Here is a 22,170-nt window from a genome sequence, read left to right on the forward strand (position 1 = left end):
CTCGTTCCCCTGTTCTGGCCCTATGGCATGTCCCATTTTTCGGCATTCCTGCCCAATTGGGCGGGAGCCGGGCACGCCAGTGGCTCTGTAAGGCTCTCTATGTTGAAAGGCGTGATCTGCCAACAAAGGATTACTGCATACGTCTTAGTCAGTGGCGTTTGTGGTATTTAAGCAATAACCCATATGGAGTATATGGTTACTGGGGTGTTTCACGCGCGCCCGCGAAGTCATCTGCGCTGCTGAATTCAGCAGGCGCGCATGCAAAAGGCCGGCGCTGAACGCCGGCCCCTGCAATCTGCGACCAAATACTGTCTCGTTCGGGCGCCTGCCCCGATGCCGGTCAGACCGTCTCGCGGAACAGTTCGCGACCGATCAGCATGCGGCGGATCTCGCTGGTGCCGGCGCCGATCTCATAGAGCTTGGCGTCACGCAACAGTCGCCCGGTGGGGTACTCGTTGACATAGCCGTTGCCGCCCAGGATCTGGATTGCGTCAAGCGCCACCTGGGTCGCCTTCTCCGCCGCCAGCAGGATGGCGCCCGCGGCGTCCTTGCGGGTGATGCGCTTCTGGTCGGCGGCGCGGCCCACGGCATAGACATAGGCGCGGCAGGAGTTCAGGGCCACGTACATGTCGGCCACCTTGCCCTGGATCAGCTGGAACTCGCCGATGGACTGGCCGAACTGCTTGCGCTCATGGATGTAGGGCACGACCACGTCCAGGGCCGCCTGCATGATGCCCAGGGGACCGGCGGCCAGCACGGCGCGCTCATAATCCAGGCCGGACATCAGCACCCGCACGCCGCCATTCACCTGGCCCAGCACGTTCTCTGCCGGGACCTCGCAATCCTCGAAGACCAACTCGCCCGTGTGGCTGCCGCGCATGCCGAGCTTGTCCAGCTTCTGGGCGCAGGAAAAACCCTTGAACCCTTTTTCGATCAGGAAGGCCGTAATGCCCTTGGGCCCGGCCTCCGGGTCGGTCTTGGCATAGACCACCAACGTGTCGGCGTCCGGGCCGTTGGTGATCCACATCTTGGAACCGTTCAGCACATAGCGGTCGCCCCGCTTGTCGGCCCGCAGGCGCATGGAAACCACGTCCGACCCGGCGCCCGGCTCGCTCATGGCCAACGCGCCCACATGCTCACCGGAGATCAGCTTCGGCAGGTAGCGGCGGCGCTGCTCTTCATTGCCATTCAGGCGTATCTGGTTGACGCACAGGTTCGAGTGGGCGCCATAGGACAGGCCGACCGAGGCGCTGGCGCGGCTGATCTCCTCCATGGCCACCATGTGCTCCACATAGCCCATGGCAGCGCCGCCATACTCCTCCTCCACCGTCACGCCGAGGACGCCCAGGTCGCCCATCTTGCGCCAGAGGTCCATGGGGAACTGGTCGGTGCGGTCGATCTCCGCCGCGCGGGGTGCGATCTCGTCGGCGGCAAAGCCGGACACCGCGTCGCGCAGCGCGTCCGCTGTTTCACCAAGGCCGAAGTCGAACATGGGCAGGCTGTTGCGCAGCATCTGGTCGTTTCTCCCGGAACAAATTTGCCGCGGAGACTAGCCGCGATAGCCTATGGGGGAAAGGGACGGATTGCGATGCCTCCCCTGCCCTGCCCGAAAAGAAAGGGCCGCGCCCCCGGGAGGGCGCGGCCAAAGCTTGGGTGAGGCCCGGGCTTCCCCGGGCCTGCCCGATCAGAACTTTTTGGACACGTTGATGAACAGCTGGCGGCCGACATAGTCGTATCCGCTGTACAGCGGGGCGTTGCCGACCCGGTTGTACGCGCCGGAGGAAATCTGCGGCGGCTCCTCATCGAACAGGTTACGCACGCCGAACGTGGCCTGCCAGTCCTCCGCCTCGTACTGCACGGAAGCGCGGTGCAGGTAGTAGGAGTCGGTCTGGAAGTAGAAGTTCGACTCACCCTGGACGATACCCACCAGATCGTAGCTCTCGGTGGCCGAAATCCACTCGACGCCGTACCGGAACTTCCACTCCTCGTAGGCAACGGTGGCGTTCACGTCACCCACCCACTCCGGCGAGCCGATGGTGCCGTTGTTCTCGTCGAAGGTATCGTCCGAGAAGGTGCGGGTCTTCTGGGAGTTGTACTTGGTCACGTTGGCGTTCAGGCGCAGGTTCACCGGACCCACATCGCCGGTCCAACGCAGGTTGTAGTCGAAACCACGGACCAGCTGGGTGGCAATGTTGGTGAAGGCGTCCTGGACGGTCAGCTGGTTGCTGCCCGCCGCACGGGTGACCAGGTTGCAGAGACCGCCGCCGGCGCGGAAGTCCGGATCGTCATAGCAACGGGAGAGGATGTTGGAGGCACCCACGCGCTCCACGCCGTTGTCGATCTGGATGTCGAAGTAGTCGACCGCGAAGGCGATCTCACCGAACTGCTCCGGCAGCTCCGGACGGATGACCGTGCCGAGCGTCAGGTTGTCGGAGGTCTCCGCCTCCAGGCCGGTGCCGGCGCCGCCCTTGGAGATGACGGCGATGCCGGAGGTGGCCTGGAAGCCGGCCGGCAGGCCCTCGCTCGCGCAGTTCTTGGCCCGGTTCGGGTTTACGCTCGGGCCGTTGTAGTTGTTGCAGGGGTCGCTGTTGGAGCTGAGGAAGCCGCTCGTGGCGCCCTGGAACTGCTCAAACAGCGCCGGGGCACGGAACGAGGTGCCGTAGGTACCGCGGAGCGACAGCCAGTCGAACGGCTGGTACTCGCCGCCGACCTTGTACGTCTCATCGGAGCCGTAGGAGTCGTAATCCGTGTAGCGCGCGGAGGCGTTCACGGTCAGCGACTTCACGAAGGGCAGGTCGGCCAGCAGCGGCACCTCGACCTCGCCATAGGCCTCGATCACGGAGTCGTTGCCGCGGGTCGGGGCGGAGGAGGTCAGGTTCAGCAGGTTGCCGGCGACGCTGTTCGGGTCGGGCGTGTCGTTGATCTTCGCGTAACGGTACTCGAAGCCCGTGGCGAGCTGGACCTTGCCGGCCGGCAGGCTGAACAGCGGACCGTCGAAGGCGGCGGCGAGCACCGTCTCCTCATAGGTCGTGGTGCCCTTGATCGGCCGGAAGATGTAGTCACGGAAATCCTGCGGGAGGATACCGGCAATGGTCTGCGAGTTCAGCACCGGCGCCGGGATGCAGTTCGCCGTCGGATCGGTGATGTTGATCGCGCAGGTGACGTTGGTGCCATTTGCGCCGGGCCGGACCAGGGCGGAGTTGAAGCCGACCGGGGCGGCGACCACGTTGACGCTACGGGACAGGCGGTCCGTCAGGAACGACTGCTGCTTGTAGTACGCGTCGGACTTGGAGAAGGTGCCGGTCAGGTCATACTTCCACTCCGGCAGGAAGGTCACGTCGCCACGGACGCCCAGCGTGCCCTTGTAGAACTCGACGCTCTGCTCGTTCTTGTCGTTGCCGAACCCGATGAAAGCGCGCAGGCCGTTGCCGGCGTGCAGGGTGCTGCCGAAGGCGGTACCTTCCGTCTGGAGGAAGGTCGGCACCAGCAGGCTGGCCTGCGGGTAGTCCAGGGACAGCTGGCGGAAGCCGGTCTGCTGGGAGTCGCGCTTGTTGGCCAGGACCTCCGCATAGACCTCAGCGTCGCCCAGGGCCTGCAGCTCGTAGCTGGCCTGGCCGAAGCCGCTGAAGATCTGCACGGGGGAGATCAGGGACTGGTTCAGGACCCGCGGGTCATAGGTGTCGCGGACGTTGATGTTGTTGGAACCACCACCCACGCCCTCGAAGCCGACCAGGCCCGTGGTCACGGCGGCGTTCGGGCGCCAGCGGTTGAAGCTGGCACCGACGGACCCCGGCGCACCGACGCCCGCGCGGCTGCGCGTGCCCAGCGTGTTGATGGTCACGCCGCCCTCACCCGTGCTGCCCGTGGGGTAGCACTTGGGCTGGCCGGTCAGCGGGTCGATGTAGTCGCCCAGGGCGCCAGTCACCGGGTTCAGGCGGTACTGCGTCTGGCAGCGGGTCCAGTCGCGGTCGGCCAGGGTCAGGTTGCCGCGCTCGTAATACTCCAAGGAGCCGGAGGCCTTCCAGCGGTCGCCGGACGTGCCGCCGACGATGGAGAAGCGGCCCTGCTCGCCATTGCCGTGGACCGGGCGGTTGTAACGACCCTCCACGGTGACGCCGTCGACGTCCACCTCGGTGATGACGTTGACCACGCCGGCGATGGCATCGGAGCCGTAGATGGAGGAGGCGCCGTCACGCAGGATCTCGATGCGCTCGACGATCGCGTTCGGCAGCACGTTCAGGTCGGCGGAGCCCACCGCGCCGCGGGTACCAGCGGGGGCCACGCGACGGCCGTTGATCAGCACCAGCGTACGGCCGGCGCCCAGGCCGCGCAGCGAGATGGTGTTCGCACCGGGGCCGCCCTCGGTCACGAAGCCGCCGAAAGCGTTGTTGATCTGTGCGGAACCGCCGCCGACGGAGGTGCTCTGCAGCAGCTCGGCGGCAGAGGCCAAGCCGGCAGCGGTCGCCTCGTCACGGGTGATCACCTGGACCGGCGACGGCGAATTGAACGTGTCGCGACGGATGCGCGAACCAACGACGACGATCTCTTCGATCTTGTCGCCGGAAGTGTTGGAGGTGGACGCGGAGCCCTGCTGAGCCATGGCCGCGTCGGCCATCAGCAGTCCCATCGCGCATCCGCCCAGGAGCGCGGCCTTGAGGCCATGCCCGAGGACTCCCAGTCCCTTGCTCATTCCACATACCTCTTCTTTTGATTGCAGCGCACCACCGTGGCGATCGAAATATGTACTACCAAAGAGGCAGCGCGCCGAACCCGGTCAGTTAGCCCCGCGAGTCATCGATCCGCAATAAAGCATTGCACCTTTCTGCTAGGCGCGGGCTCCCTGTTGCAATTTTGCAAAACGGCGATGGCGTTGGCCGAGCAATAACCGGCAAGATATTAGACGTCTCCTGGTCACTCTGTTACAAATTGGTATCTGCATATGGGGACGTGGCGCCTGACGGCATGGCCAGTGGCGTGAATGCCAAGACAGGTAGCCCATTGACGACGTCAGTATTAGTATCAGGCAAACAAAGATGGTTTGGTGGCACTCGGATACTTACGCTCTTTTTTGCTGGAGCACCCCGCCGCGACCTTGATTGGCTTGGCAAGGGCCTGCCCCCGAACCCGTCTGGGCAAAAGAAAAGCCCGACGCGGGCAAGGCCGCGTCGGGCTTGGGAAGGGAGCGGTGGAGACGTCAGAACTTCGCCGTCACACCCACGAAGAAGCGGCGGCCCAGAACGTCATAAAGCGACGGGTCCGTGTTGGCCTGGACCTGGGCGTCGCCCAGGGTGGGTGGGCTGCGGTCCAGCAGGTTGTCCACGCCGCCCACGAAGGTCAGGTTCTCCGACGCCATGAACTGGAAGCCCAGGTCGAAGTAGTTGACCGCGCCCACCTTGGGCACGGGCACGTCCTCCCGCGGGGTGCCGGTGGAGATGCGGGCATCCTTCATGGAGCCGATGAACCGCCACTGCACGCGCATGCTCAGCGGGCCGGTCTCAAGTGTCGTGGACAGGACGTGCTTCCACTCCGGCGTGCCGGTGCCGGTGACGGCGCCGCCCGGGCCGGGGCACGGGCTGCCGGTGAAGCCGGCGCACTGGATCTCATCCAGGCCGGGGCCGGACTGGAACTTGTAATCGAACAGGTAGGTGCCGAGGAACCCGAAGCGCAGGGCCGTGTCCCCTTCCAGCAGGGTGAACCCGTCCAGCGGCAGGGCGTAGTTGGCCTGGATGTCCAGGCCTTGGGTCTTCAGCGAGGCGTTGTTGGCGTTCGGCGTGTCGACGATGTCGATGTTGCCGCTCTGGTCACGGGTGAAGGCCTGGCAGAAGGGGCTGTTGATGTCGAGGGACTGGAAGCACAGGCTGACGATGTTGCCGGCCCCGCCGCCGAACTGGCCGACGGCATCCTTAACCTTGATGTTGAAGTAGTCCACCGTGATGGACAGGTCGTCGATGAAGGTCGGCGTCAGCACGGCGCCGATCGTGTAGGTGTCGGATTTTTCCTCGTTCAGGTCCGGGTTGCCGCTGAGGCGCGCTTCCACCTGGCTGTTGGCCTGCTCGAAGATGCCCAGCTGGGTGCGCGGGATGCCCTGGGCGACGCAGAGGTCGGCCACAGCACCCGCGGGGCCCTGTCCGGCGTCACAAGGGTCGGTGTAGGCCGGGAAGTCCTGGCTGGGACCGGAGAACAGCTCAAGCACGTTGGGCGCGCGGACGGCGCGCTGGTACAGGCCGCGGATGCGGATGTCGTCGGTGGGGGACCACTCGCCGCCGGCCTTGTAGGTCCAGACGCTGCCCACCGTGGAGTAGTCGGAGTAGCGGAGGCCGCCCTCGAAGCTCAGGTCCTTGACGAAGGGCAGGTCCGAGAGGATGGGGACCAGCACCTCGCCGAACAGCTCCTTCACCGTGAAGGAACCGGCCGTCGGCTCCCCGGCGTTGAAGCCGACCACGTCGCCGGAAGCCAGGAACTCATCCGGGGTGAAGGCCGACTTCTCCTTGCGCCACTCGGCACCCAGCGCCACGCCCAGGCCGCCGGCCGGCAACTCGAACAGGTCGCCGGAGATGCTGGCCGCCGCCACCTGCTCCTCGATGGTGGTGCTGTTGGTGGCGCCGACGCGGATGAAGTCGGCCGCCTCCTGGCTGATGTTGCCCGCGCCGAAGATGTTCAGCGGGACGCACCCGCCGCTGGGGTCCTGGCAGGTGACGGTGCCGCCGGGGCCGGCCACGGCGAACAGGGCCTGCTGGATGCGGGACAGGGCCGCGTCGTTCTCCAGCCGGTTCTCGCGCTTCACCCGGCCATAGGAGTAGTAGGCGTCGTAGTTCCAGCCGAACGGCAGGTCGCCGCGCACGCCGCTCAGGACCCGGTAGGCATTGTACTCGTCGTTGGAAATGCGGGGCCCCAGCTCCGCCAGCCGGCGGCCCACGGTGATGTCGGCGATGCCGTCGCCGTCCTCGTCGAAGTTGGTGGCCAGGATCTGCCGCGTGGCCGCGCTGAGGAACGGGTTGTCCAGGTTGACCTGGATGTCCTCGGCCAGGGGCGATGGGGCGAGCTGCTGGGGCACCTGGTTGTTGATGAAGTTGGCCTCGACATACAGCTCGGCAGCCTCGGCGATCTCATACCGGGCCATGCCGGTCAGGGCCCAGCGCTCCTGCGGGACCTGCAGGTAGTTCACGGGAGCGAAGTTGTAGAGGTCCGTCGGGATGCGGAACGGGCTGGGATTGCCGGCAGTGTCGAAGCCGACGCCGGTGGACGAGGTGGCCCCGTTGGGCAGGGTCAGGGGCCCGAACAGCCGGGTCCCCAGCACGCTGGAGCTGCCGCCGCGGGACAGGATGGCGCGACCCGACGCATCCTCGTCATCCTGCAGGGCGAAGGCGGAGAACTCGCGCTCACCCTGGAAAACCGCCTTGCGCTTGTAATAGTTGGCGAAGACGACGGCATTGCCGCGGCCCTCGGCGAAGTTGCCGCCCAGGGTGGCGGAGACATCATAATCCTCGCCGTCGCCCTCCTGGGTGATGCCATATTGGGCGTTCACCTCCGCGCCCTCGAAGTCGTCGCGCAGGATGAAGTTCACCACGCCGGCCACGGCGTCGGAGCCGTACACCGCCGAGGCACCGCCCGTCACGACCTCCACCCGCTGCACCAGCGAGGCGGGAATATTGTTGATGTCCACCACGCCGCCCTGGCTGGAGGGCACGAAGCGGCGGCCATTCACCAGCACCAGCGTGCGCTGCGGCCCCAGGCCGCGCAGGTCGACGGACGCCGTGCCGTTGCCCGGGTTGTTGGACGTGGAGGTCAGGCCGGGCACGACCTGTGGCATCTCGTTCAGGATCTGCTCGACATTGACGTTGCCCGACAGGCGGATGTCCTCGTTGGAGACGACGGCCACCGGGCTGGAGCTGGTCAGCTCCGGCCGGGAAATACGTGAACCCGTCACCACGATCTCTTCAAGCTGCGCCGAGTCCGTGCCCTGCGCCTGGACCGACCCGGCGGCGAGGCCGAACCCCATGGCGGCCCCGGCCATGAGCCAGGTCCGCATCCGACGATGCTTCGATTGCCGCATCTGCATTCCCACTCTCCCAGTTCAGGTGCCCGGTTTTTCGATGCCGGCCATGCGTCTGCCAGCTTTGATCCGGCTGGGATAGCAGAGATGCGCAATAAAACCCAATCGCATAGCTGCAAGTAATTCTGCTTTATTCCATTGTTGTTGCGATTTCGCTTCGGCCCTATGTCATAGTTTCTAATGTGTTCATTAAACGACTGCGGTGTTCCCAATATACGAGGGATTATATCTTAAATACTCTCATCGCCCGCTGGATTAAGCTTCGCCCAGGCACCCGCCTTAAAGTTCGGGGTGGACGTGGTGGTTGACGGCAGGGAAATCGGCTCAGAACAGGATGAGGGTCGCGAGTCCCAGGAAGGCCAGGAAGCCCACCACGTCCGTTACCGTGGTCAGGAAGACGGCGGAGGACACAGCCGGGTCGATGCCCAGGCGGTTGAGGCCCAGGGGGATCAGGGCGCCGAACAGGCCGGCGCAGACCAGGTTGATGACCATGGCCGCAGCGATGACCACGCCGATCAGCGGGTCCTGGAACCAGGCGAAGGCGGTCAGGCCGGCGATGACGGCGAACAGCACGCCGTTGGCGGTGCCCACCAGCACCTCCTTGCCCACCACGCGCAGGGCGTTGGCCTCCGACAGCTCCCGCGTGGCCAGGGCCCGCACGGCCACAGTCAGGGTCTGGGTACCGGCGTTGCCGCCCATGCTGGCGACGATGGGCATCAGCACGGCCAGGGCCACCACCTGCTCGATGGTCGCCTCGAACAGGCCGATGACGACGCTGGCGACAATGGCGGTGATCAGGTTGATGAACAGCCAGCGGAAGCGGCTCTTGGTCGTGTCCAGCACGGCACGGTAGAGGTCGCCCTCCTCCACGCCGCCCAGGGCCAACAGGTCGGCCTCCGCCTCCTCCTCGATCACGTCCACCACGTCGTCCACGGTGATGACGCCCAGCAGCCGCCCGCCCCCGTCCACCACAGGGGCGGAGACGAGGCCGTATTTGCGGAACAGGCGGGCCACCTCCTCCTGGTCCATGGTGGCCGGGATGCGGTGGATATCCTCGTGCAGGATCTCGTTCAGCTTGACGCCGCGCTTGGCCCGCAGCACCCGCGACAGGGGCACGGTGCCCGCCACCTTGTGCCGGGGGTCGACGATGAAGATGTCGTAGAATTGTTCCGGCACTTCGTCGCTGCCGGACACGGCGGCGGCGCGCAGATAGTCCAGCAGCTTGCCCACGGTCCAGAACATGGGCACGGAGACGAATTCGCGGCTCATCAGGCGGCCGGCGGAGTATTCGGGGAAAGTCAGCCCCTCTTCCACCAGCGCCCGCGTCTCCGGCGGCAAGTTGGCCAGGATGGCGGCCTGGTCCTCCTCCTCCATGTCCTGGATCACGTCGACGGCGTCGTCCGTATCCAGCTCCGCCATGGCGGCGGCCAGTTCCTTGGGCTCGAGCTGGCCGATGACCTCCTCGCGCAGCTCCCCCGGCAGGTAGGCCAGGACCTCGCCGTCGAAGGACGGGCGCAGCAGGTCGATCAGCTCCGTCCGCTGCTCCCCGCCGAGCTGCTCCAGGATGTGGGCCACGTCCGACGGGTGCTCGTCCGCCAACAGGGCGGCGAGGCGGGGGAAGTCACCCGCCTCCAGCAAATCCTCCACCGCGCGCACGGGCATGGCCCCGGCGCCGTCGTCCGAGTTGTCTGTCCGGTCCTCCCCCGGCCGGCGCCCCTCCCTGTCCAGCTCCGCGTCCTGCTGGGTCATGCCCCCGCCGTCTTGTGCATCTGCGCGTCGATCACCGCCAAGGCCGACATGTTGACGATGCCGCGCACGGTAACACTCGGCGTCAAGATATGGGCCGGCATCGCCGCGCCAAGCAGCACGGGGCCCACCGCCAGACCGTCACCCAGCACCTTCAGCAGGTTGAAGGCAACGTTGGCGGTATCACGGGTGGGCATGACCAGCAGGTTGGCCGAACCGGTGAGGCGGGAGTTGGGGAACACCCGCTGGCGGATCTCCTCGCTGATGGCGGCGTCACCGTGCATCTCGCCCTCCACCTCCAGCTCGGGGCAGCGGGTGGAGAGTTCTGTCAGCACCTGGCGCATCTTCTGCGCCTCCACGTCGTTGTGGCTGCCGAAGTTGGAGTGGCTGAGCAGCGCCACCTTGGGCGTCAGCCCAAAGCGCCGCACCTCCTCCGCCGCCTGCTCGGTGATCTCCGCCAACTCGGCCGCGCTGGGGTCGTCGTTCACGTAGGTGTCGGTCAGGAAGAAGGTGCCGCGGTTCAGGATCAGCACGCTGAGGGCCGCCGGGGTACGCACGCCCGGCTTCGGCCCGATCACGTCCATGACATGCTTCAGGTGCCAGTCATAGAGGCCGACGGTGCCACAGACCAGGGCGTCCGCCTCCCCCTTGCGCACCATCAGGGCGCCGATGACCGTGGTGTTGCTGCGCAAGACCTGGCGGGCGCGGTCGGGGCTGACGCCGCGGCGCTCCATCAGGCCATGGTAGCTGGTCCAGTAGTCGTGGTAGGCTGGGTCGTTCTGCGGGTCCACCAGCCGGAAATCCTCACCGATGCGCAGCCGCAGTCCCAGCTTGTCCAGCCGGCGCTGCACCACTTCCCGCCGGCCGATCAGGATCGGGTAGGCCAGGCGGTCATCGATCACCTGCTGGGCGGCGCGCAGCACGCGCTCCTCCTCCCCCTCCGCATAGACCACGCGCCGCGGGTCGGCTTTGGCCTTGGCAAAGACCGGCTTCATCACCAGGCCGGAGCGGAAGACGAACTGGCCCAGCCGGTCGCGATAGGCGTTGAAGTCCTCGATGGGCCGGGTGGCCACGCCGCTGTCCATGGCCGCCTTGGCCACGGCGGGCGCGATCTCCAGGATCAGGCGCGGGTCGAAGGGCCGGGGGATCAGGTATTCAGGCCCGAAGCTGGGCACACCGTCGCCATAGGCGGCGGCGACCACGTCCGACGCCTCCGCCTTCGCCAGGTTGGCGATGGCCCTCACCGCGGCGATCTTCATGGCCTCGTTGATGGCCGTGGCGCCCACGTCCAGGGCCCCGCGGAAGATGAAGGGGAAGCAGAGGACGTTGTTGACCTGGTTGGGGAAGTCGCTGCGGCCAGTGCCGATGATGGCATCGGGGCGGACGGCCTTCACCTGGTCCGGCATGATCTCCGGCGTCGGGTTGGCCAGGGCCATGACGATGGGACTGGCGGCCATGCGCTGCACCATTTCCGGCGTCAGCACCCGGGGGGCGGACAGCCCCAGGAAGATGTCGGCGCCGCCGATGATGTCGCCCAGGGTGCGGGCGTTGGTGGGCTTGGCGTAGCGGGCCTTGCGCGGGTCCATCAACTCGGTCCGGCCCTCATAGACCACGCCGGCGATATCGCTGACCCAGATGTTCTCCACCGGCAGGCCCATGTCCACCAGCAGGTCCAGGCAGGCCAGCGCCGCGGCGCCCGCGCCGCTGCACACCAGCTTCACCGTGGCGAAGTCCCGGCCCGTGAGCGCCAGGGCGTTGGTGATGGCGGCGGCCACGATGATGGCGGTGCCGTGCTGGTCGTCATGGAAGACGGGGATCCTCATCCGCTCCCGCAGCTTCTTTTCCACGTAGAAGCATTCCGGGGCCTTGATGTCCTCCAGGTTGATGCCGCCGAAGGTGGGCTCCAGCGCGGCGATCACCTCCACCAGCTTGTCCGGGTCCTTCTCGCTGACCTCGATGTCGAACACGTCGATGCCGGCGAACTTCTTAAACAGGACGCCCTTGCCCTCCATGACCGGCTTGGATGCCAGCGGCCCGATGTCGCCCAGGCCCAGCACCGCCGTGCCGTTGGTGATGACGGCCACCAAATTGCCGCGGCTGGTGTATTTGGCGGCGTTGGCGGGTCGGCCGCGATTTCCTCACACGCCGCCGCCACCCCGGGGAATAGGCCAGCGCCAGGTCGCGCTGGGTGGCCAGCGGCTTGGTCGGGGTCACCGCCACCTTCCCGGGCGTCGGCAGCCGGTGATAGTCGAGGGCGGCGTCGCGGAAGGCGTCGGACATGGGGGTCCCCTGGGTAACGGAACGGGTCGGTCAGGCACGCATTTGCCTGCTTAGGCCGCGCCAAAGCCCCTTGTCCAGGCGGAATGCCGCACGTCTGGGGCGTGATGATGGCGGGGGTGTCGGGACAGGCATGCGGTGGCGCCTCGCAATCCCCTTGCCCCCCATCGCGGTCTCTGCTATCTCCCCCGCACCCGACGGCAGGAACCTCGCCTGCCATCGTTCGCCCGGGTAGAGTTGCGGTCGTGGCGGAACTGGTAGACGCGCAGCGTTGAGGTCGCTGTGGGGCAACCCGTGGAAGTTCGAGTCTTCTCGACCGCACCACCCGAACGGAAAAGGGCCGCCGGCTGATCCCGGCGGCCTTTTTCGTTCCCTGGCGGGGGACTACATTCCAGCCGCGGTTCACACGTACCAGGGTCCCTGCCCCCATGACCCCATCCCCTTCGACCATCGAGTGGCGCATCAGCGACAGCCCCGTCGACTATCCCGATGCCGTTTCCTTCATGGAACAGCGGGTGGCCGACATCCGCGCCGGCACGGCGCCGGAAACGGTCTCGCTGCTGGAGCACCCGCCCCTTTACACCTCGGGCACCTCTGCCAGGGCAGGCGACCTGCTGACACCGGCCCGCTTCCCTGTCTATCCGGCCGGCCGCGGTGGGCAGTACACCTATCACGGGCCCGGGCAGCGGGTGGGCTATGTCATGCTGGACGTGGCGGCCCGGGGCGGCGACCTGCACGACTTCGTCTGGCGGCTGGAGGAATGGCTGATCCGCACCCTGGCCCAGTTCGCGGTGAAGGGGGAGCGGCGCTGCGGCCGGGTGGGCGTGTGGGTGGACATGGCGGCCCATGGCGGCCCGCCGGGCCAGGAGGCGAAGATCGCCGCGCTTGGCGTTCGCATCCGCCGGGGCGTGAGCTTCCACGGCGTGGCCCTGAACGTGGAGCCGGACCTGACGCATTTCGAGGGCATCGTCCCCTGCGGCATCCGGGAGCACGGCGTGACCTCCCTTGCCGCCCTGGGCCATATCGTCAGCATGGCCGAGGTGGACATGGCGATGCAGTCCTCTTTCGCCGAGGTGTTCGGCACCGGCCCCGTGCCCGCCGACATGCCTGTCGCGGCTCGGCCCTGCGCGGTGCCGGCCTGATGCAGCGGCGGAGATCCATCACGGCGATCGTGCTCTATGCCGTGGGTGGGGCGGCGCTGCTGGTATCGCTGTTCACCCTGTCGGCGCCGACGGCGGAAAGCTACGGCCCCGGGCTGGTGGGCCTGCTGTTGGGCTTCGTTCTGCTGGGCTTGGCGCGGGCTTGCCAACAGCTTTCGCGCATTCGGGATATTCTGGAGAAACGTAACTAGGACCTGTCCATCAGATGTAGTATCTATGACAAAGTGATTACATCTTGATGGACGAAGGGAGGATCGGCGGGATGACGGCGGCGCTGCTCAAGTCTCCCCCGGTCCCGGTTGCCGCCCTCGACCCCACGCTGGCGAAGGCTGATTGTGCCGAGCCGGACCTGGACGGGGTCCTCTGGTCCATCCTGGCCGGCACGGCCGGCAAGACCGGCGAGGATTTCCTGCACAGCCTCGTCGAGCATTTGGCGCGGCTTCTGCGCGTGAAGCTGGTCATGGTCACCCGGCCGGCCGACCACCCGCCCACCAAGGCCACGGTGCTCGCCGCCTCCAAGGACGGCGTCCGGCAGGACAGCTTCACCTATCCCCTGGCCGGCCTGCCTTGCGCCCTGGTGCTGGGCGCGGGCCGGGTGGTGGAGGTGCCATGCGACCTCGCCACCACCTTCCCGGCGGAGGTTGGCGGCGGCTACAGCGCCTATCTCGGCATCCCGCTGATGGACCAGGACGGCATCCTGCCCCTCGGCCACCTCGCGGTGCTGGACGACAGGCCCCTGGTACCCAACGACCGCCGTTCGGCCATCGTCCGCATCTTCGCCACCCGGGCGGAGGCCGAGCTGCGCCGCCTACGGCTGGAGGCGGAGTTGCGCCGCCAGGCTTCCACCGACCCGCTGACCGGCGTGGACAACCGCCGCGCCTTCCTGGCGGCGCTGGAGGGGGAGATTTACCGCGCCCGCCGCTATGACCATCCCCTGTCACTTCTGGCGGTGGACGCAGACCGGTTCAAGCAGGTCAACGACAGCTACGGCCACCAGGTGGGCGACACCGTCCTGGTGGCCCTGGCGGAGATCATGCGGGCCAACATCCGGGCGAGCGACCGGGTCGGACGGCTGGGCGGGGAGGAGTTCGCCATCCTGCTGCCGGAAACCGACCTGGCCGGGGCGGAGGCAGTGGCGGAGAAGCTGCACCGCGCCGTGCGCCGCCTGTCCATCCCGGCCTCCCACGGCATGATCAACGTGACCATCAGCATCGGCGCCGCCCAGATGGCCCGGGCGGGTGAGCCGGTGGAAAGCCTGCTGACCCGCGCGGACCACGCCCTTTATACCGCCAAGCATCTGGGCCGGGACCAGACCGTCACGGCCGGGGCCTGAGCGGTCGCTCGCCCTCAAGCGCCGGGCGGTCGCATCCGCGCCCTTGGCTTACGCGGGCAACGAGCCGCTGTCGTCAGTCCGCCGCGCTGGTGACACGGCCGGAGTCGCGTCGCAGGATGTCGCGGATGTCCGACAGCAGCTCTTCCTGCTTGGTCAGGGCATGCGGCTTCGCTTCCTCCTTCCGGCGGAAGCGGTTGACCTGCTTCACCAGGATGAAGACCGCGAAGGCCACGATCAGGAACTTGATCACGGCGTTCAGGAAAAGGCCGTAATTGATGGTTGCCGCGCCCGCGTCCTGGGCCGCCTTCAGCGAGGCATACTCCCCGCCGGTCAGGTTGATGAAGTAGTTGGAGAAGTCGATCCCGCCCATGATGAAGCCGATGGGCGGCATCAGGATGTCATTGACCAGCGAGTTGACGATGGCCGTGAAGGCGGCACCGATGATGATGCCGACGGCCAGGTCGACCACATTGCCGCGGCTGATGAACTCCCTGAATTCCTTCAACATCGTCCCAATCCCCCTGAAGTGCCGGTTTCCGGCTTGGTAGAAAAACTGACTCGATTCAGGCCTTCCGACCAGTTCCCCCAGTTGGCGTAGGCCTACCACTTCCCTCATCACAAGGTTGGAAGCTGCGTGAAGCCGGTATTGCCAGGATCATCGCCTGGATGCCGCTCCACCCCGCTGACCTGTGCCGCGGGTGGACCCTGGCGGCAGGCATCGAGCATCGACTCGACAGCGGCAGCCGGTCCGGCGAACAGGGCCTCCACGCTGCCGTCGGCCCGGTTGCGCACCCAACCGTCCAGGCCGCGGGCCGTGGCTTGCTCCACCGTCCAGGCGCGGTACCAGACGCCCTGCACCTTGCCCCGGATGCGGGCGAGCACGGCAACGCGGTCAGACATGGGATCCTCAGTCAGCTTCATGGCATGGGTTTAACTGGACTGTACGCTGCGGTTGCTGTCAATCAGGCTGGGAGCATGCCGATTGACCGGAGCGGACGAGTACCGGCATGTTCCGCGCATATGCGAGCGGAGGTAGGGGTCTCATGGGTTCTGTTACGTCCTGGGTGAAGGAATGGCTGGGCGTGGCCGCGGGTGCGGCGGCCATCTGGTTCACCATGAACACCTTCGCCTTTGCGGGCTTCCATGTGCCGTCAGAGAGCATGCTGCCCACCCTGAAGGTCGGCGACCAGTTCTATGCCAACAAGTTCGCCTACGGGTACAGCCGCTACTCCACCCCCTTCTGGCCGCTGCCGGTGGACAAGTTCGGCACGGAGACAGGCCGCTTGCCGGGCGGCATGCCGGAGCGGGGCGACATCGTCGTCTTCCGCCTGCCGGGCGCGGAAGTGGACTATGTGAAGCGCGTCATCGGCTTGCCCGGCGACCGCATCCAGGTCCAGGACGGGCGGCTGTTCATCAACGGCACCCCGGTGGAGCGCACGGAGACGGGCAAGTACGCCTACCGCCAGTACACGGGTGAGGTGGTGCAAGCGACGGAATACCGGGAAACCCTGCCCGGCGGGCGCCAGCACCTGATCCTGGAGCAGTCTGACAGCGGCTATGCCGACAACACGCCTGTCTATACGGTGCCGGCCGGCCACTTGTTCATGATGGGCGACAACCGCGACAACTCCCAGGACAGCCGCTTCCTGCGTGAGGTGGGCTACATCCCCGTGGAGCGCGTGCTGGGCCGCGTCGGGGCCGTGGCCTTCGCTTGGTATGGCTGCCAGGAAGAGCCGGGCCTGACCTGCGTCGGCGGCGGCTGGACCGACCGGCTGGCCCGCTCGGTGGAGTGACGGGCCGGACGGGCCGGAGCGTGTTTGCGCCGACCGTGACCACGCTCCGGCGGCGACCGCGGCCGCGCCCGCCCCTGCCCCTGCCCCTCAGCGCTTCTTGTCGAACAGCCCCATGGCCCAGGCCGTGTGCAGGGCCAGGGGCGCCATCCATGCCACCATGGGGTAGATGAACCAGACCCGGTCGGGCGTGGTGATGAAGTTCAGTGGCACCAACAGGACCAACGCGCCGAAATAGGCGATGAAATGGTTCAGCAGCTGGCTGCGCCGGCGGCGGTTGCGCGCCTGCAGGGCCGTATCCTCGGCCGGGCTCGTATCGGGGGTGTGGGTCGTCATGGCTCCTCCGCCCCGACAGGTTGGCACGGTGCGCAGATTTGCCAAGAGGGCACCGGGCGGGACCGGTTGACATGCCCCTGCGTCAATTCCTCCCGCCCCGTGCGACTTTCCCCGGCCCGGCTGTTATCCCCGCAACGACGAATGAGATATCGCCATCGCTCCATCAGTGGAGCGTCATATTCCGTCTGTCCAGGGGCGCCGCCATGGAACTCGATCCGGTCCTGCTCGCACGGATACAGTTCGCCTTCACGGTATCCTTCCACATCATCTTTCCGGCCTTCACCATCGGCCTTGCGAGTTGGATCGCGGTGCTGGAAGGGCGGTGGCTCTATACGGGCAAGGAGATCTACAAGTCCCTGTCCGAATACTGGACGAAGATCTTCGCCGTGTCCTTCGGCATGGGCGTGGTGTCGGGCATCGTCATGTCCTACCAGTTCGGCACGAACTGGAGCCGCTATTCCTATGTGGGCGGCTACGTGCTGGGCCCCCTGATCAATTATGAGGTGGTGACCGCCTTTTTCCTGGAGGCGACCTTCCTGGGGGTGCTGCTGTTCGGCCGCGACCGGGTGCCAAAGCGTGTGCACTTCTTCGCGGCCTGCATGGTGGCCTTCGGCACGCTGATGAGCGCCTTCTGGATCCTGTCGGCCAACAGCTTCATGCAGACGCCGCAGGGGCACGAGATCCGCGACGGCATCCTGTACCCCGTGGACTGGTGGCAGATCGTCTTCAACCCCAGCTTTCCCTACCGCTACTTCCACATGGTCATCGCCTGCTACCTGACCACCAGCTTCGTGGTGGCGGGGGTGAGCGCGTGGCACCTGCTGAAGGGGCAATTCCAGCAGCATGCCCGCATCGGCCTGTCCATGGCGTTGGGGTTGATCGCCGTCCTGGCCCCGGTGCAGGCCTTCGTCGGTGACCTGACCGGCCTGAACACGCTGGAACACCAACCCACCAAGCTGGCCGCCATGGAGGGCCATTGGGAGACGCACAAGGACGGTGCGCCCCTGATCCTGTTCGCCATCCCCGACCAGGAAAGGGAGATGAACCATTACGAGATCGCCATCCCGAAGCTGGGCAGCCTGATCCTGACCCATAGCTGGGACGGGGAGATCCGCGGCCTGAAGGAATGGCCAAAGCAGGACCGGCCGCCGGTGTGGATCGTGTTCTGGGGCTTCCGCCTGATGGTGGGCCTGGGCCTGATCATGATCGCCCTGGGCCTCTACAGCCTGTGGCTCCGCTTCCGGAAGCGGCTCTATGACACGCGCTGGTACCTGTGGTCCCTGGTGCTCGCCTCCCCCATCGGCTTCTTCGCCCTGACCTTCGGCTGGTTCACCACCGAGGTGGGCCGCCAGCCCTGGACCGTCTACGGCATCCTGCGCACGGCGGACAGCGTCACCCCGGCCCTGACGGGGGCGGGGGTGCTGGCGTCGTTGATCACCTTCTTTGTCGTCTACCTGATCGTCTTCACCGCCGGCACCTACTACCTGGTCCGCCTGTTCCAGCGCGGCCCCGCCGGCCCGGTGAAGGCGGCGGAACCCGCCGTCGGACGGCCGAAGCGGCCCATGTCCAAGGCGGACGAGGAGATCGAGATGGGCGCCCCCCACGGGCCCCAGCCCAGCCCCGCCGAGTGAGGGAGCAGCCCATGAACATCGACCTGACCCTGGTCTTCGCCGGCATCGCCGCCCTGGCCGTCTTCATGTACGTGCTGATGGACGGGTTCGACCTGGGCGTGGGGATCCTGTTCCCCTTCGCCCCCGGCGGGGAGCCGGACCGGGACAACATGATGAATACCGTCGCCCCCATCTGGGACGGCAACGAGACCTGGCTGATCCTGGGTGCGGCGGCGCTGTTCGCCGGTTTTCCCCTGGCCTATTCCATCCTGCTGCCGGCCTTGTACCTGCCGGTGCTGCTGATGCTGATCGCCCTGATCTTCCGCGGCGTGGCCTTCGAGTTCCGGTTCAAGGCCAACACCAGCCGCTATCTCTGGAACATCAGCTTCTTCGTGGGCTCCCTGTTCGCCACCTTCGCCCAGGGCATCATCCTTGGCGCCTTCATCCAGGGCTTCGAGGTGAAGGGCACGGACTTTTCCGGCAGTATCTGGGATTGGGCCACGCCGTTCAGCCTGATGGTCGGCATCGCCATGGTCGCGGGCTATGCCCTGTTGGGTGTCACTTGGCTGATCTGGCGGACGGAGGGGCCGCTACAGGCTTGGTGCTACAAGCTGGCCCCCGGACTGCTGCTGGCCGTGATGGTCTTCGTCGGGCTGGTCAGCCTGATCACGCCCCTGTGGCAGGAGGATGTGCGGAACCGCTGGTTCAGCTTCCCGAACCTGCTGTATCTCAGCCCCGTGCCGGTGATCACCCTGCTGCTGGCGGCGCTGCTCTATACCTCGCTGCGCCGGGGGCGGGAGTTGGCGCCCTTCATCCTGACCATGGCGCTGTTCCTGATGGCCTATATCGGCTTGGCCGTCAGCTTCTGGCCCTATGTGGTGCCGCCCCGCATCAGCATCTGGGACGCGGCTTCCCCGCCGGAGAGCCAGGTTTTCCTGCTGGTGGGGCTGGTGTTCCTGATCCCCACCATCCTGGCCTATACGGCCTTCACCTATTGGGTCTTCCGCGGCAAGGTGAAGGGCGGGTACGCGCACTGACAACCCCGCGGGCGGCGGGCCGGATGCCGGCCCGCCCCTTGCCGCTCAATCCTCCAGCATGGAGGATAGCTTCATCGCCACGCCCATGTTGCCGCTGACCTTCAGCTTGCCGGTCATGAAGGCCATGGTCGGGGCCAGCTTGCCCTCGCTCAGCTTGATGAAATCGTCGAGGGAGATGGCCAGGGTCGTGTCGGGGTCGGTGCCCTGCTGGCTGATGCTGGGCGGCATGGTCTTGCCGTTGACGAAGATGGCGCCCATGCTGCCGAAGTCGAACTTCACCACGGCGTTCAGCCCGGCGAAGCTGGTGGCGCGGGCCTTCATCTGAGCCTCGACCTGGTCGATGGTGGACATGGCTCCCTCCCATTGATGACGTTTACGTAAAGGTAAGTGCATTTACCCGATTTGGGCGCCCGCGACAAGGTCATGCCGGTCAGGGCAGGCGGGCGCGTTCCAACCGCTCGATCCGGCGGGCCAGGTCGCGCAGGGCCAGGGCTTCCTCCAACTGGCTGTGGCTGGCCAGGGCCTGGCGGTAGCGCTGCAGCAGGTACAGCACCGCCTTCTCGTCGCTGATGCCGGGCAGGGCCTGGCCATTGGCCCTGGCCACCGTGATGCCCAGCACGGCCATGGCTTCCGCCACCAGGGTGACCGCGCGGGCAAGCTCCGGCTCGCCGGCTTCCGCGGCGTTCAGCACCGGCTCCAACAGGTCGGCCATGCAGATGCGGCCCGTCACGCGCGTCCCCTTCGTCCCTTGCCATCCTGCCGCCGGGCGGCGGCAGGGGCGGGGCATATAGGGTGCCAGAGGCGTGATTGCGACGGAAGAAGCGAAGCGGGGCGAAGGCCCGCCCCTTTTTGAGTAAGGGGGGCTTCAGCCCGCCAGCAGGGTTAGGAACCGCTCTGTCACCACCAGATCGTCCAGCAGGGATTTGCGCCGGGCCGCAGCCTCCGCATCCTCGCCCCATTGCTCGATCTGGAAGCTCTCATCCAGTTGGGAGACGTCGAAGGCGCCCCTGGCGTCCAGCTTTCCTTCCAGCAAGGCCAACGCGATGACCAGCGACCCGCAGATGCCTACGGCGTTCTGCAAGGCCGTCAGCCGCCATTCATCCATCCCCTCCAGCGCGGCGCGCAGGGCCTTCAGGGCGCTTTCATCCTGGGCGACGTGGCGGATGCCCGTCGTGGGCCTCAGCAAGGCGTCATAGCGCAGGGCCGCCCAATCCAGCAGCGGTTGCCACGCCTTGGCCTGCCGTTCCGCCAGTTCCTGCGGGTGGTCAGCGCGGTAGCACAGGAGGTCCGTCCCGGCATAGGCGGCGGCGGCATCCGCCACCTCGGCCGGCCGGGCCCGCACCCCATCGATGGCCGTGCTGGAAAGCTGGGTCAGCGGCATGGTGCGGGGCACCACCTCCTCCCCCTGCCCTTGCCATTCCGCGGCGATGGCTTCCGCCAGGGCCCGGGTGGGGACAGCCAGGGGCAGCTTGGCCGGGGTCCGCAGGGGCTTGCCGTCCAGCAGGACCGTCCAGCCATCCGGCCCCGCCGTCCCGGCGGCGGTGGCCTGCTTGTAGAAACGCTTCATCCCCATCCCCTTACTGCGTCGCCACGGAGGGCATCAGCCCCAACACCGCCGACGGCACCTCGGCATAGCTGTCCACCAGGCAATTGGCACCGGCGGCCACCAGTTCCGCCCCCTCATGGTAGCCCCAGGTCACGCCCACGCAGCGGACCCTGGCGTTCCGGGCCATCAAAACGTCGAAGGTCGTGTCGCCGATCACCACCGCCGCCTCCCGCTCCACTCCCGCCTCCGACAGGGCATGGATCACCATGTCCGGGTTGGGCTTGCCGGCCACCAGGTCGCTGGTCTGCAGGGTGACAAACCGGTCCAGCAGCCCATGGTGCTCAAGGATCGCCACCAGCCCGCGGCGGCTCTTGCCCGTGGCGATGCCCAGCAGCACCCCGGCATCCTCCAGCGCGTCCAGCGCCTCACGCACACCGGGATAGAGTGGTTCCAGGTAACGGCCGCTGGTCCGGTTCTGGAAGAAGGCGGCCTTGTAGGCCTCTGCCACCCGCTCATGCAGGGCGGGGTCCGCCTCCGGCAGCAGCATGGCCACGGCCCCCACCAGCGGCAAACCCACCACCCGGCGCACCAGGGCCGGGTCCGGCGCCGCCAACCCCTCCGCGGCGAAGCCGGCGGTCATGGCGGCGACGATGGCGTGCTGGCTGTCCACCAGGGTGCCGTCACAGTCGAAGATGGCTAGGCGCACGCGAGGCTCCGTTCACCGGTGAGGCGTCAGGCCGGCTTGTAGCCCAGCGCCGCCGCCCTTTCCAGCCCGCGCATGGCAGTGCACCGCCGCCGCGCGGCCTGGGAGCTACAAGGAAATGTTGAGTATACGCGGACGCAAAATAAACCTATCGGATCATCCCATCCTTTTGTTATAAGGCTTTCGTAAAATTTACTCAGACGGGGCGGCGATGAGAGCGGTATTGGGCTTGTTCCTGCTTGCCCCAGGGTTGGTTGGCTGCTCCCTCATCTCGGGTGGCCCTGATGCCGGTATGTATGTTTATGACAATCGGCCGATACGGCCCTTGGTCTCGGCTGACGTGATCGGTAAGCCGCTGTCCCAGGTCATGCAGACCGTCAGCATCCCAACCCAGCGCGAAGCAGGCCCGGGGGGCGCGGAGTCGCTGGTCTGGTTACAGGCGGACCGGTCCCGCTTGGATGGCAGCCTGATCTATTGCCGGGAGACGGTGACCGCCAGCAATGGCGTCGTCACCAACTACCAGCGCAATGGCTGCTAGACCCGTTTTCCGATGACCGGAAACGGGTCTAGCCGATCAGT

The 22,170-nt window shown here is 66.7% G+C and carries 18 protein-coding genes, 1 tRNA gene and 1 pseudogene; 8 read left to right on the forward strand and 12 right to left on the reverse strand.

Features of this window, described 5'->3' with window-relative positions; genetic code table 11:
- Positions 1-340: 340 nt before the first annotated feature.
- The 5 genes and pseudogenes from HHL28_RS08765 to HHL28_RS08785 form a co-directional block, all read right to left on the reverse strand.
- A complete protein-coding gene (locus HHL28_RS08765; RefSeq protein WP_075768782.1) occupies positions 341-1,513 on the reverse strand; it encodes an isovaleryl-CoA dehydrogenase in 1,173 nt (390 codons plus the stop codon).
- A gap of 171 nt (positions 1,514-1,684) precedes the next feature.
- A complete protein-coding gene (locus HHL28_RS08770; RefSeq protein ID WP_404326843.1) occupies positions 1,685-4,627 on the reverse strand; it encodes a TonB-dependent receptor domain-containing protein in 2,943 nt (980 codons plus the stop codon).
- 567 nt (positions 4,628-5,194) lie between these two features.
- Positions 5,195-8,029, reverse strand: a complete 2,835-nt coding sequence (locus HHL28_RS08775; protein WP_169654995.1) for a TonB-dependent receptor plug domain-containing protein — start codon at positions 8,027-8,029, stop codon at positions 5,195-5,197.
- Between the two features lie 348 nt (positions 8,030-8,377).
- Positions 8,378-9,802 (reverse strand): magnesium transporter, encoded by a 1,425-nt coding sequence (gene mgtE / locus HHL28_RS08780; protein ID WP_075768780.1) that lies wholly within the window; start codon positions 9,800-9,802, stop codon positions 8,378-8,380.
- Positions 9,799-12,079: pseudogene (locus HHL28_RS08785) on the reverse strand (NADP-dependent malic enzyme). Before HHL28_RS08785 ends, mgtE begins: the two are co-directional and overlap by 4 nt.
- A 236-nt stretch (positions 12,080-12,315) precedes the next feature.
- Between HHL28_RS08785 and HHL28_RS08790 the strand changes: the two are divergent.
- The 4 genes from HHL28_RS08790 (at position 12,316) to HHL28_RS08805 (ending at position 14,569) form a co-directional block, all read left to right on the forward strand.
- Positions 12,316-12,400: transfer RNA gene (locus tag HHL28_RS08790), tRNA-Leu, on the forward strand.
- 125 nt (positions 12,401-12,525) lie between these two features.
- Entirely contained in the window at positions 12,526-13,218 is a 693-nt protein-coding gene (gene lipB, locus HHL28_RS08795; RefSeq protein WP_404326896.1) for a lipoyl(octanoyl) transferase LipB, read from the forward strand.
- On the forward strand, positions 13,218-13,427 hold the full coding sequence (locus HHL28_RS08800) for a hypothetical protein (RefSeq protein ID WP_075768777.1): 210 nt from the start codon (positions 13,218-13,220) through the stop codon (positions 13,425-13,427). Before lipB ends, HHL28_RS08800 begins: the two co-directional genes overlap by 1 nt.
- A 71-nt stretch (positions 13,428-13,498) precedes the next feature.
- Positions 13,499-14,569, forward strand: coding sequence for a sensor domain-containing diguanylate cyclase (locus HHL28_RS08805; protein WP_075768776.1), 1,071 nt, complete (start codon positions 13,499-13,501; stop codon positions 14,567-14,569).
- 73 nt (positions 14,570-14,642) lie between these two features.
- Here HHL28_RS08805 and mscL read toward each other — a convergent pair whose 3' ends face one another.
- Both mscL and HHL28_RS08815 read right to left on the reverse strand, forming a co-directional pair.
- Positions 14,643-15,077: a large conductance mechanosensitive channel protein MscL gene (gene mscL, locus HHL28_RS08810; RefSeq protein ID WP_075768775.1), complete on the reverse strand. Its 435-nt coding sequence runs from the start codon at positions 15,075-15,077 to the stop codon at positions 14,643-14,645.
- Positions 15,078-15,184: 107 nt separating this feature from the next.
- Positions 15,185-15,469: an acylphosphatase gene (locus HHL28_RS08815; protein ID WP_075768774.1), complete on the reverse strand. Its 285-nt coding sequence runs from the start codon at positions 15,467-15,469 to the stop codon at positions 15,185-15,187.
- 143 nt (positions 15,470-15,612) lie between these two features.
- Between HHL28_RS08815 and lepB the strand changes: the two genes are divergently transcribed.
- The gene (gene lepB, locus HHL28_RS08820) at positions 15,613-16,362 is read left to right on the forward strand and encodes a signal peptidase I (protein ID WP_075768773.1); all 750 of its coding nucleotides are present in this window, start codon (positions 15,613-15,615) and stop codon (positions 16,360-16,362) included.
- An 87-nt stretch (positions 16,363-16,449) separates the two neighbouring features.
- On the opposite strand, the gene HHL28_RS08825 is transcribed toward lepB, so the two are convergent.
- Positions 16,450-16,695 carry a 2TM domain-containing protein gene (locus HHL28_RS08825; RefSeq protein WP_075768772.1) on the reverse strand — a complete coding sequence of 82 codons (246 nt, stop codon included), beginning with the start codon at positions 16,693-16,695 and terminating at the stop codon, positions 16,450-16,452.
- Between the two features lie 203 nt (positions 16,696-16,898).
- Between HHL28_RS08825 and HHL28_RS08830 the strand changes: the two genes are divergently transcribed.
- Together HHL28_RS08830 and cydB are read left to right on the forward strand one after the other, a co-directional pair.
- Positions 16,899-18,326, forward strand: coding sequence for a cytochrome ubiquinol oxidase subunit I (locus tag HHL28_RS08830; protein WP_075768771.1), 1,428 nt, complete (start codon positions 16,899-16,901; stop codon positions 18,324-18,326).
- An 11-nt stretch (positions 18,327-18,337) separates the two neighbouring features.
- Positions 18,338-19,342 (forward strand): cytochrome d ubiquinol oxidase subunit II, encoded by a 1,005-nt coding sequence (cydB, locus tag HHL28_RS08835; protein WP_075768770.1) that lies wholly within the window; start codon positions 18,338-18,340, stop codon positions 19,340-19,342.
- A 45-nt stretch (positions 19,343-19,387) separates the two neighbouring features.
- Here cydB and HHL28_RS08840 read toward each other — a convergent pair whose 3' ends face one another.
- From HHL28_RS08840 to HHL28_RS08855, 4 genes are all read right to left on the reverse strand, one after another.
- On the reverse strand, positions 19,388-19,693 hold the full coding sequence (locus tag HHL28_RS08840; protein WP_075768769.1) for an SCP2 sterol-binding domain-containing protein: 306 nt from the start codon (positions 19,691-19,693) through the stop codon (positions 19,388-19,390).
- A 79-nt stretch (positions 19,694-19,772) separates the two neighbouring features.
- Complete coding sequence (locus HHL28_RS08845) at positions 19,773-20,072, reverse strand: hypothetical protein (protein WP_075768768.1); 300 nt, start codon at positions 20,070-20,072, stop codon at positions 19,773-19,775.
- 135 nt (positions 20,073-20,207) lie between these two features.
- Positions 20,208-20,909: an ATP12 family chaperone protein gene (locus HHL28_RS08850; RefSeq protein WP_075768767.1), complete on the reverse strand. Its 702-nt coding sequence runs from the start codon at positions 20,907-20,909 to the stop codon at positions 20,208-20,210.
- 10 nt (positions 20,910-20,919) lie between these two features.
- The gene (locus tag HHL28_RS08855) at positions 20,920-21,594 is read right to left on the reverse strand and encodes an HAD-IA family hydrolase (protein ID WP_075768766.1); all 675 of its coding nucleotides are present in this window, start codon (positions 21,592-21,594) and stop codon (positions 20,920-20,922) included.
- Between the two features lie 337 nt (positions 21,595-21,931).
- Between HHL28_RS08855 and HHL28_RS08860 the strand changes: the two genes are divergently transcribed.
- Positions 21,932-22,129, forward strand: a complete 198-nt coding sequence (locus HHL28_RS08860; protein ID WP_169655000.1) for a hypothetical protein — start codon at positions 21,932-21,934, stop codon at positions 22,127-22,129.
- Positions 22,130-22,170: the final 41 nt, after the last annotated feature.

This window comes from Aerophototrophica crusticola, from assembly GCF_012913305.1.
GTDB lineage: Bacteria > Pseudomonadota > Alphaproteobacteria > Azospirillales > Azospirillaceae > Niveispirillum > Niveispirillum crusticola.

Excerpts from the sequence above, each read along its gene's own strand:
- HHL28_RS08765 (WP_075768782.1), bottom strand. The coding sequence starts at position 1,513 with ATGCTGCGCAACAGCCTGCCCATGTTCGACTTCGGCCTTGGTGAAACA.
- HHL28_RS08770 (WP_404326843.1), bottom strand. The coding sequence starts at position 4,627 with ATGGGACTGCTGATGGCCGACGCGGCCATGGCTCAGCAGGGCTCCGCG.
- HHL28_RS08775 (WP_169654995.1), bottom strand. The coding sequence starts at position 8,029 with ATGCGGACCTGGCTCATGGCCGGGGCCGCCATGGGGTTCGGCCTCGCC.
- mgtE (WP_075768780.1), bottom strand. The coding sequence starts at position 9,802 with ATGACCCAGCAGGACGCGGAGCTGGACAGGGAGGGGCGCCGGCCGGGG.
- HHL28_RS08800 (WP_075768777.1), top strand. The coding sequence starts at position 13,218 with ATGCAGCGGCGGAGATCCATCACGGCGATCGTGCTCTATGCCGTGGGT.
- HHL28_RS08805 (WP_075768776.1), top strand. The coding sequence starts at position 13,499 with ATGACGGCGGCGCTGCTCAAGTCTCCCCCGGTCCCGGTTGCCGCCCTC.
- mscL (WP_075768775.1), bottom strand. The coding sequence starts at position 15,077 with ATGTTGAAGGAATTCAGGGAGTTCATCAGCCGCGGCAATGTGGTCGAC.
- HHL28_RS08815 (WP_075768774.1), bottom strand. The coding sequence starts at position 15,469 with ATGTCTGACCGCGTTGCCGTGCTCGCCCGCATCCGGGGCAAGGTGCAG.
- lepB (WP_075768773.1), top strand. The coding sequence starts at position 15,613 with ATGGGTTCTGTTACGTCCTGGGTGAAGGAATGGCTGGGCGTGGCCGCG.
- HHL28_RS08825 (WP_075768772.1), bottom strand. The coding sequence starts at position 16,695 with ATGACGACCCACACCCCCGATACGAGCCCGGCCGAGGATACGGCCCTG.
- HHL28_RS08830 (WP_075768771.1), top strand. The coding sequence starts at position 16,899 with ATGGAACTCGATCCGGTCCTGCTCGCACGGATACAGTTCGCCTTCACG.
- cydB (WP_075768770.1), top strand. The coding sequence starts at position 18,338 with ATGAACATCGACCTGACCCTGGTCTTCGCCGGCATCGCCGCCCTGGCC.
- HHL28_RS08840 (WP_075768769.1), bottom strand. The coding sequence starts at position 19,693 with ATGTCCACCATCGACCAGGTCGAGGCTCAGATGAAGGCCCGCGCCACC.
- HHL28_RS08850 (WP_075768767.1), bottom strand. The coding sequence starts at position 20,909 with ATGAAGCGTTTCTACAAGCAGGCCACCGCCGCCGGGACGGCGGGGCCG.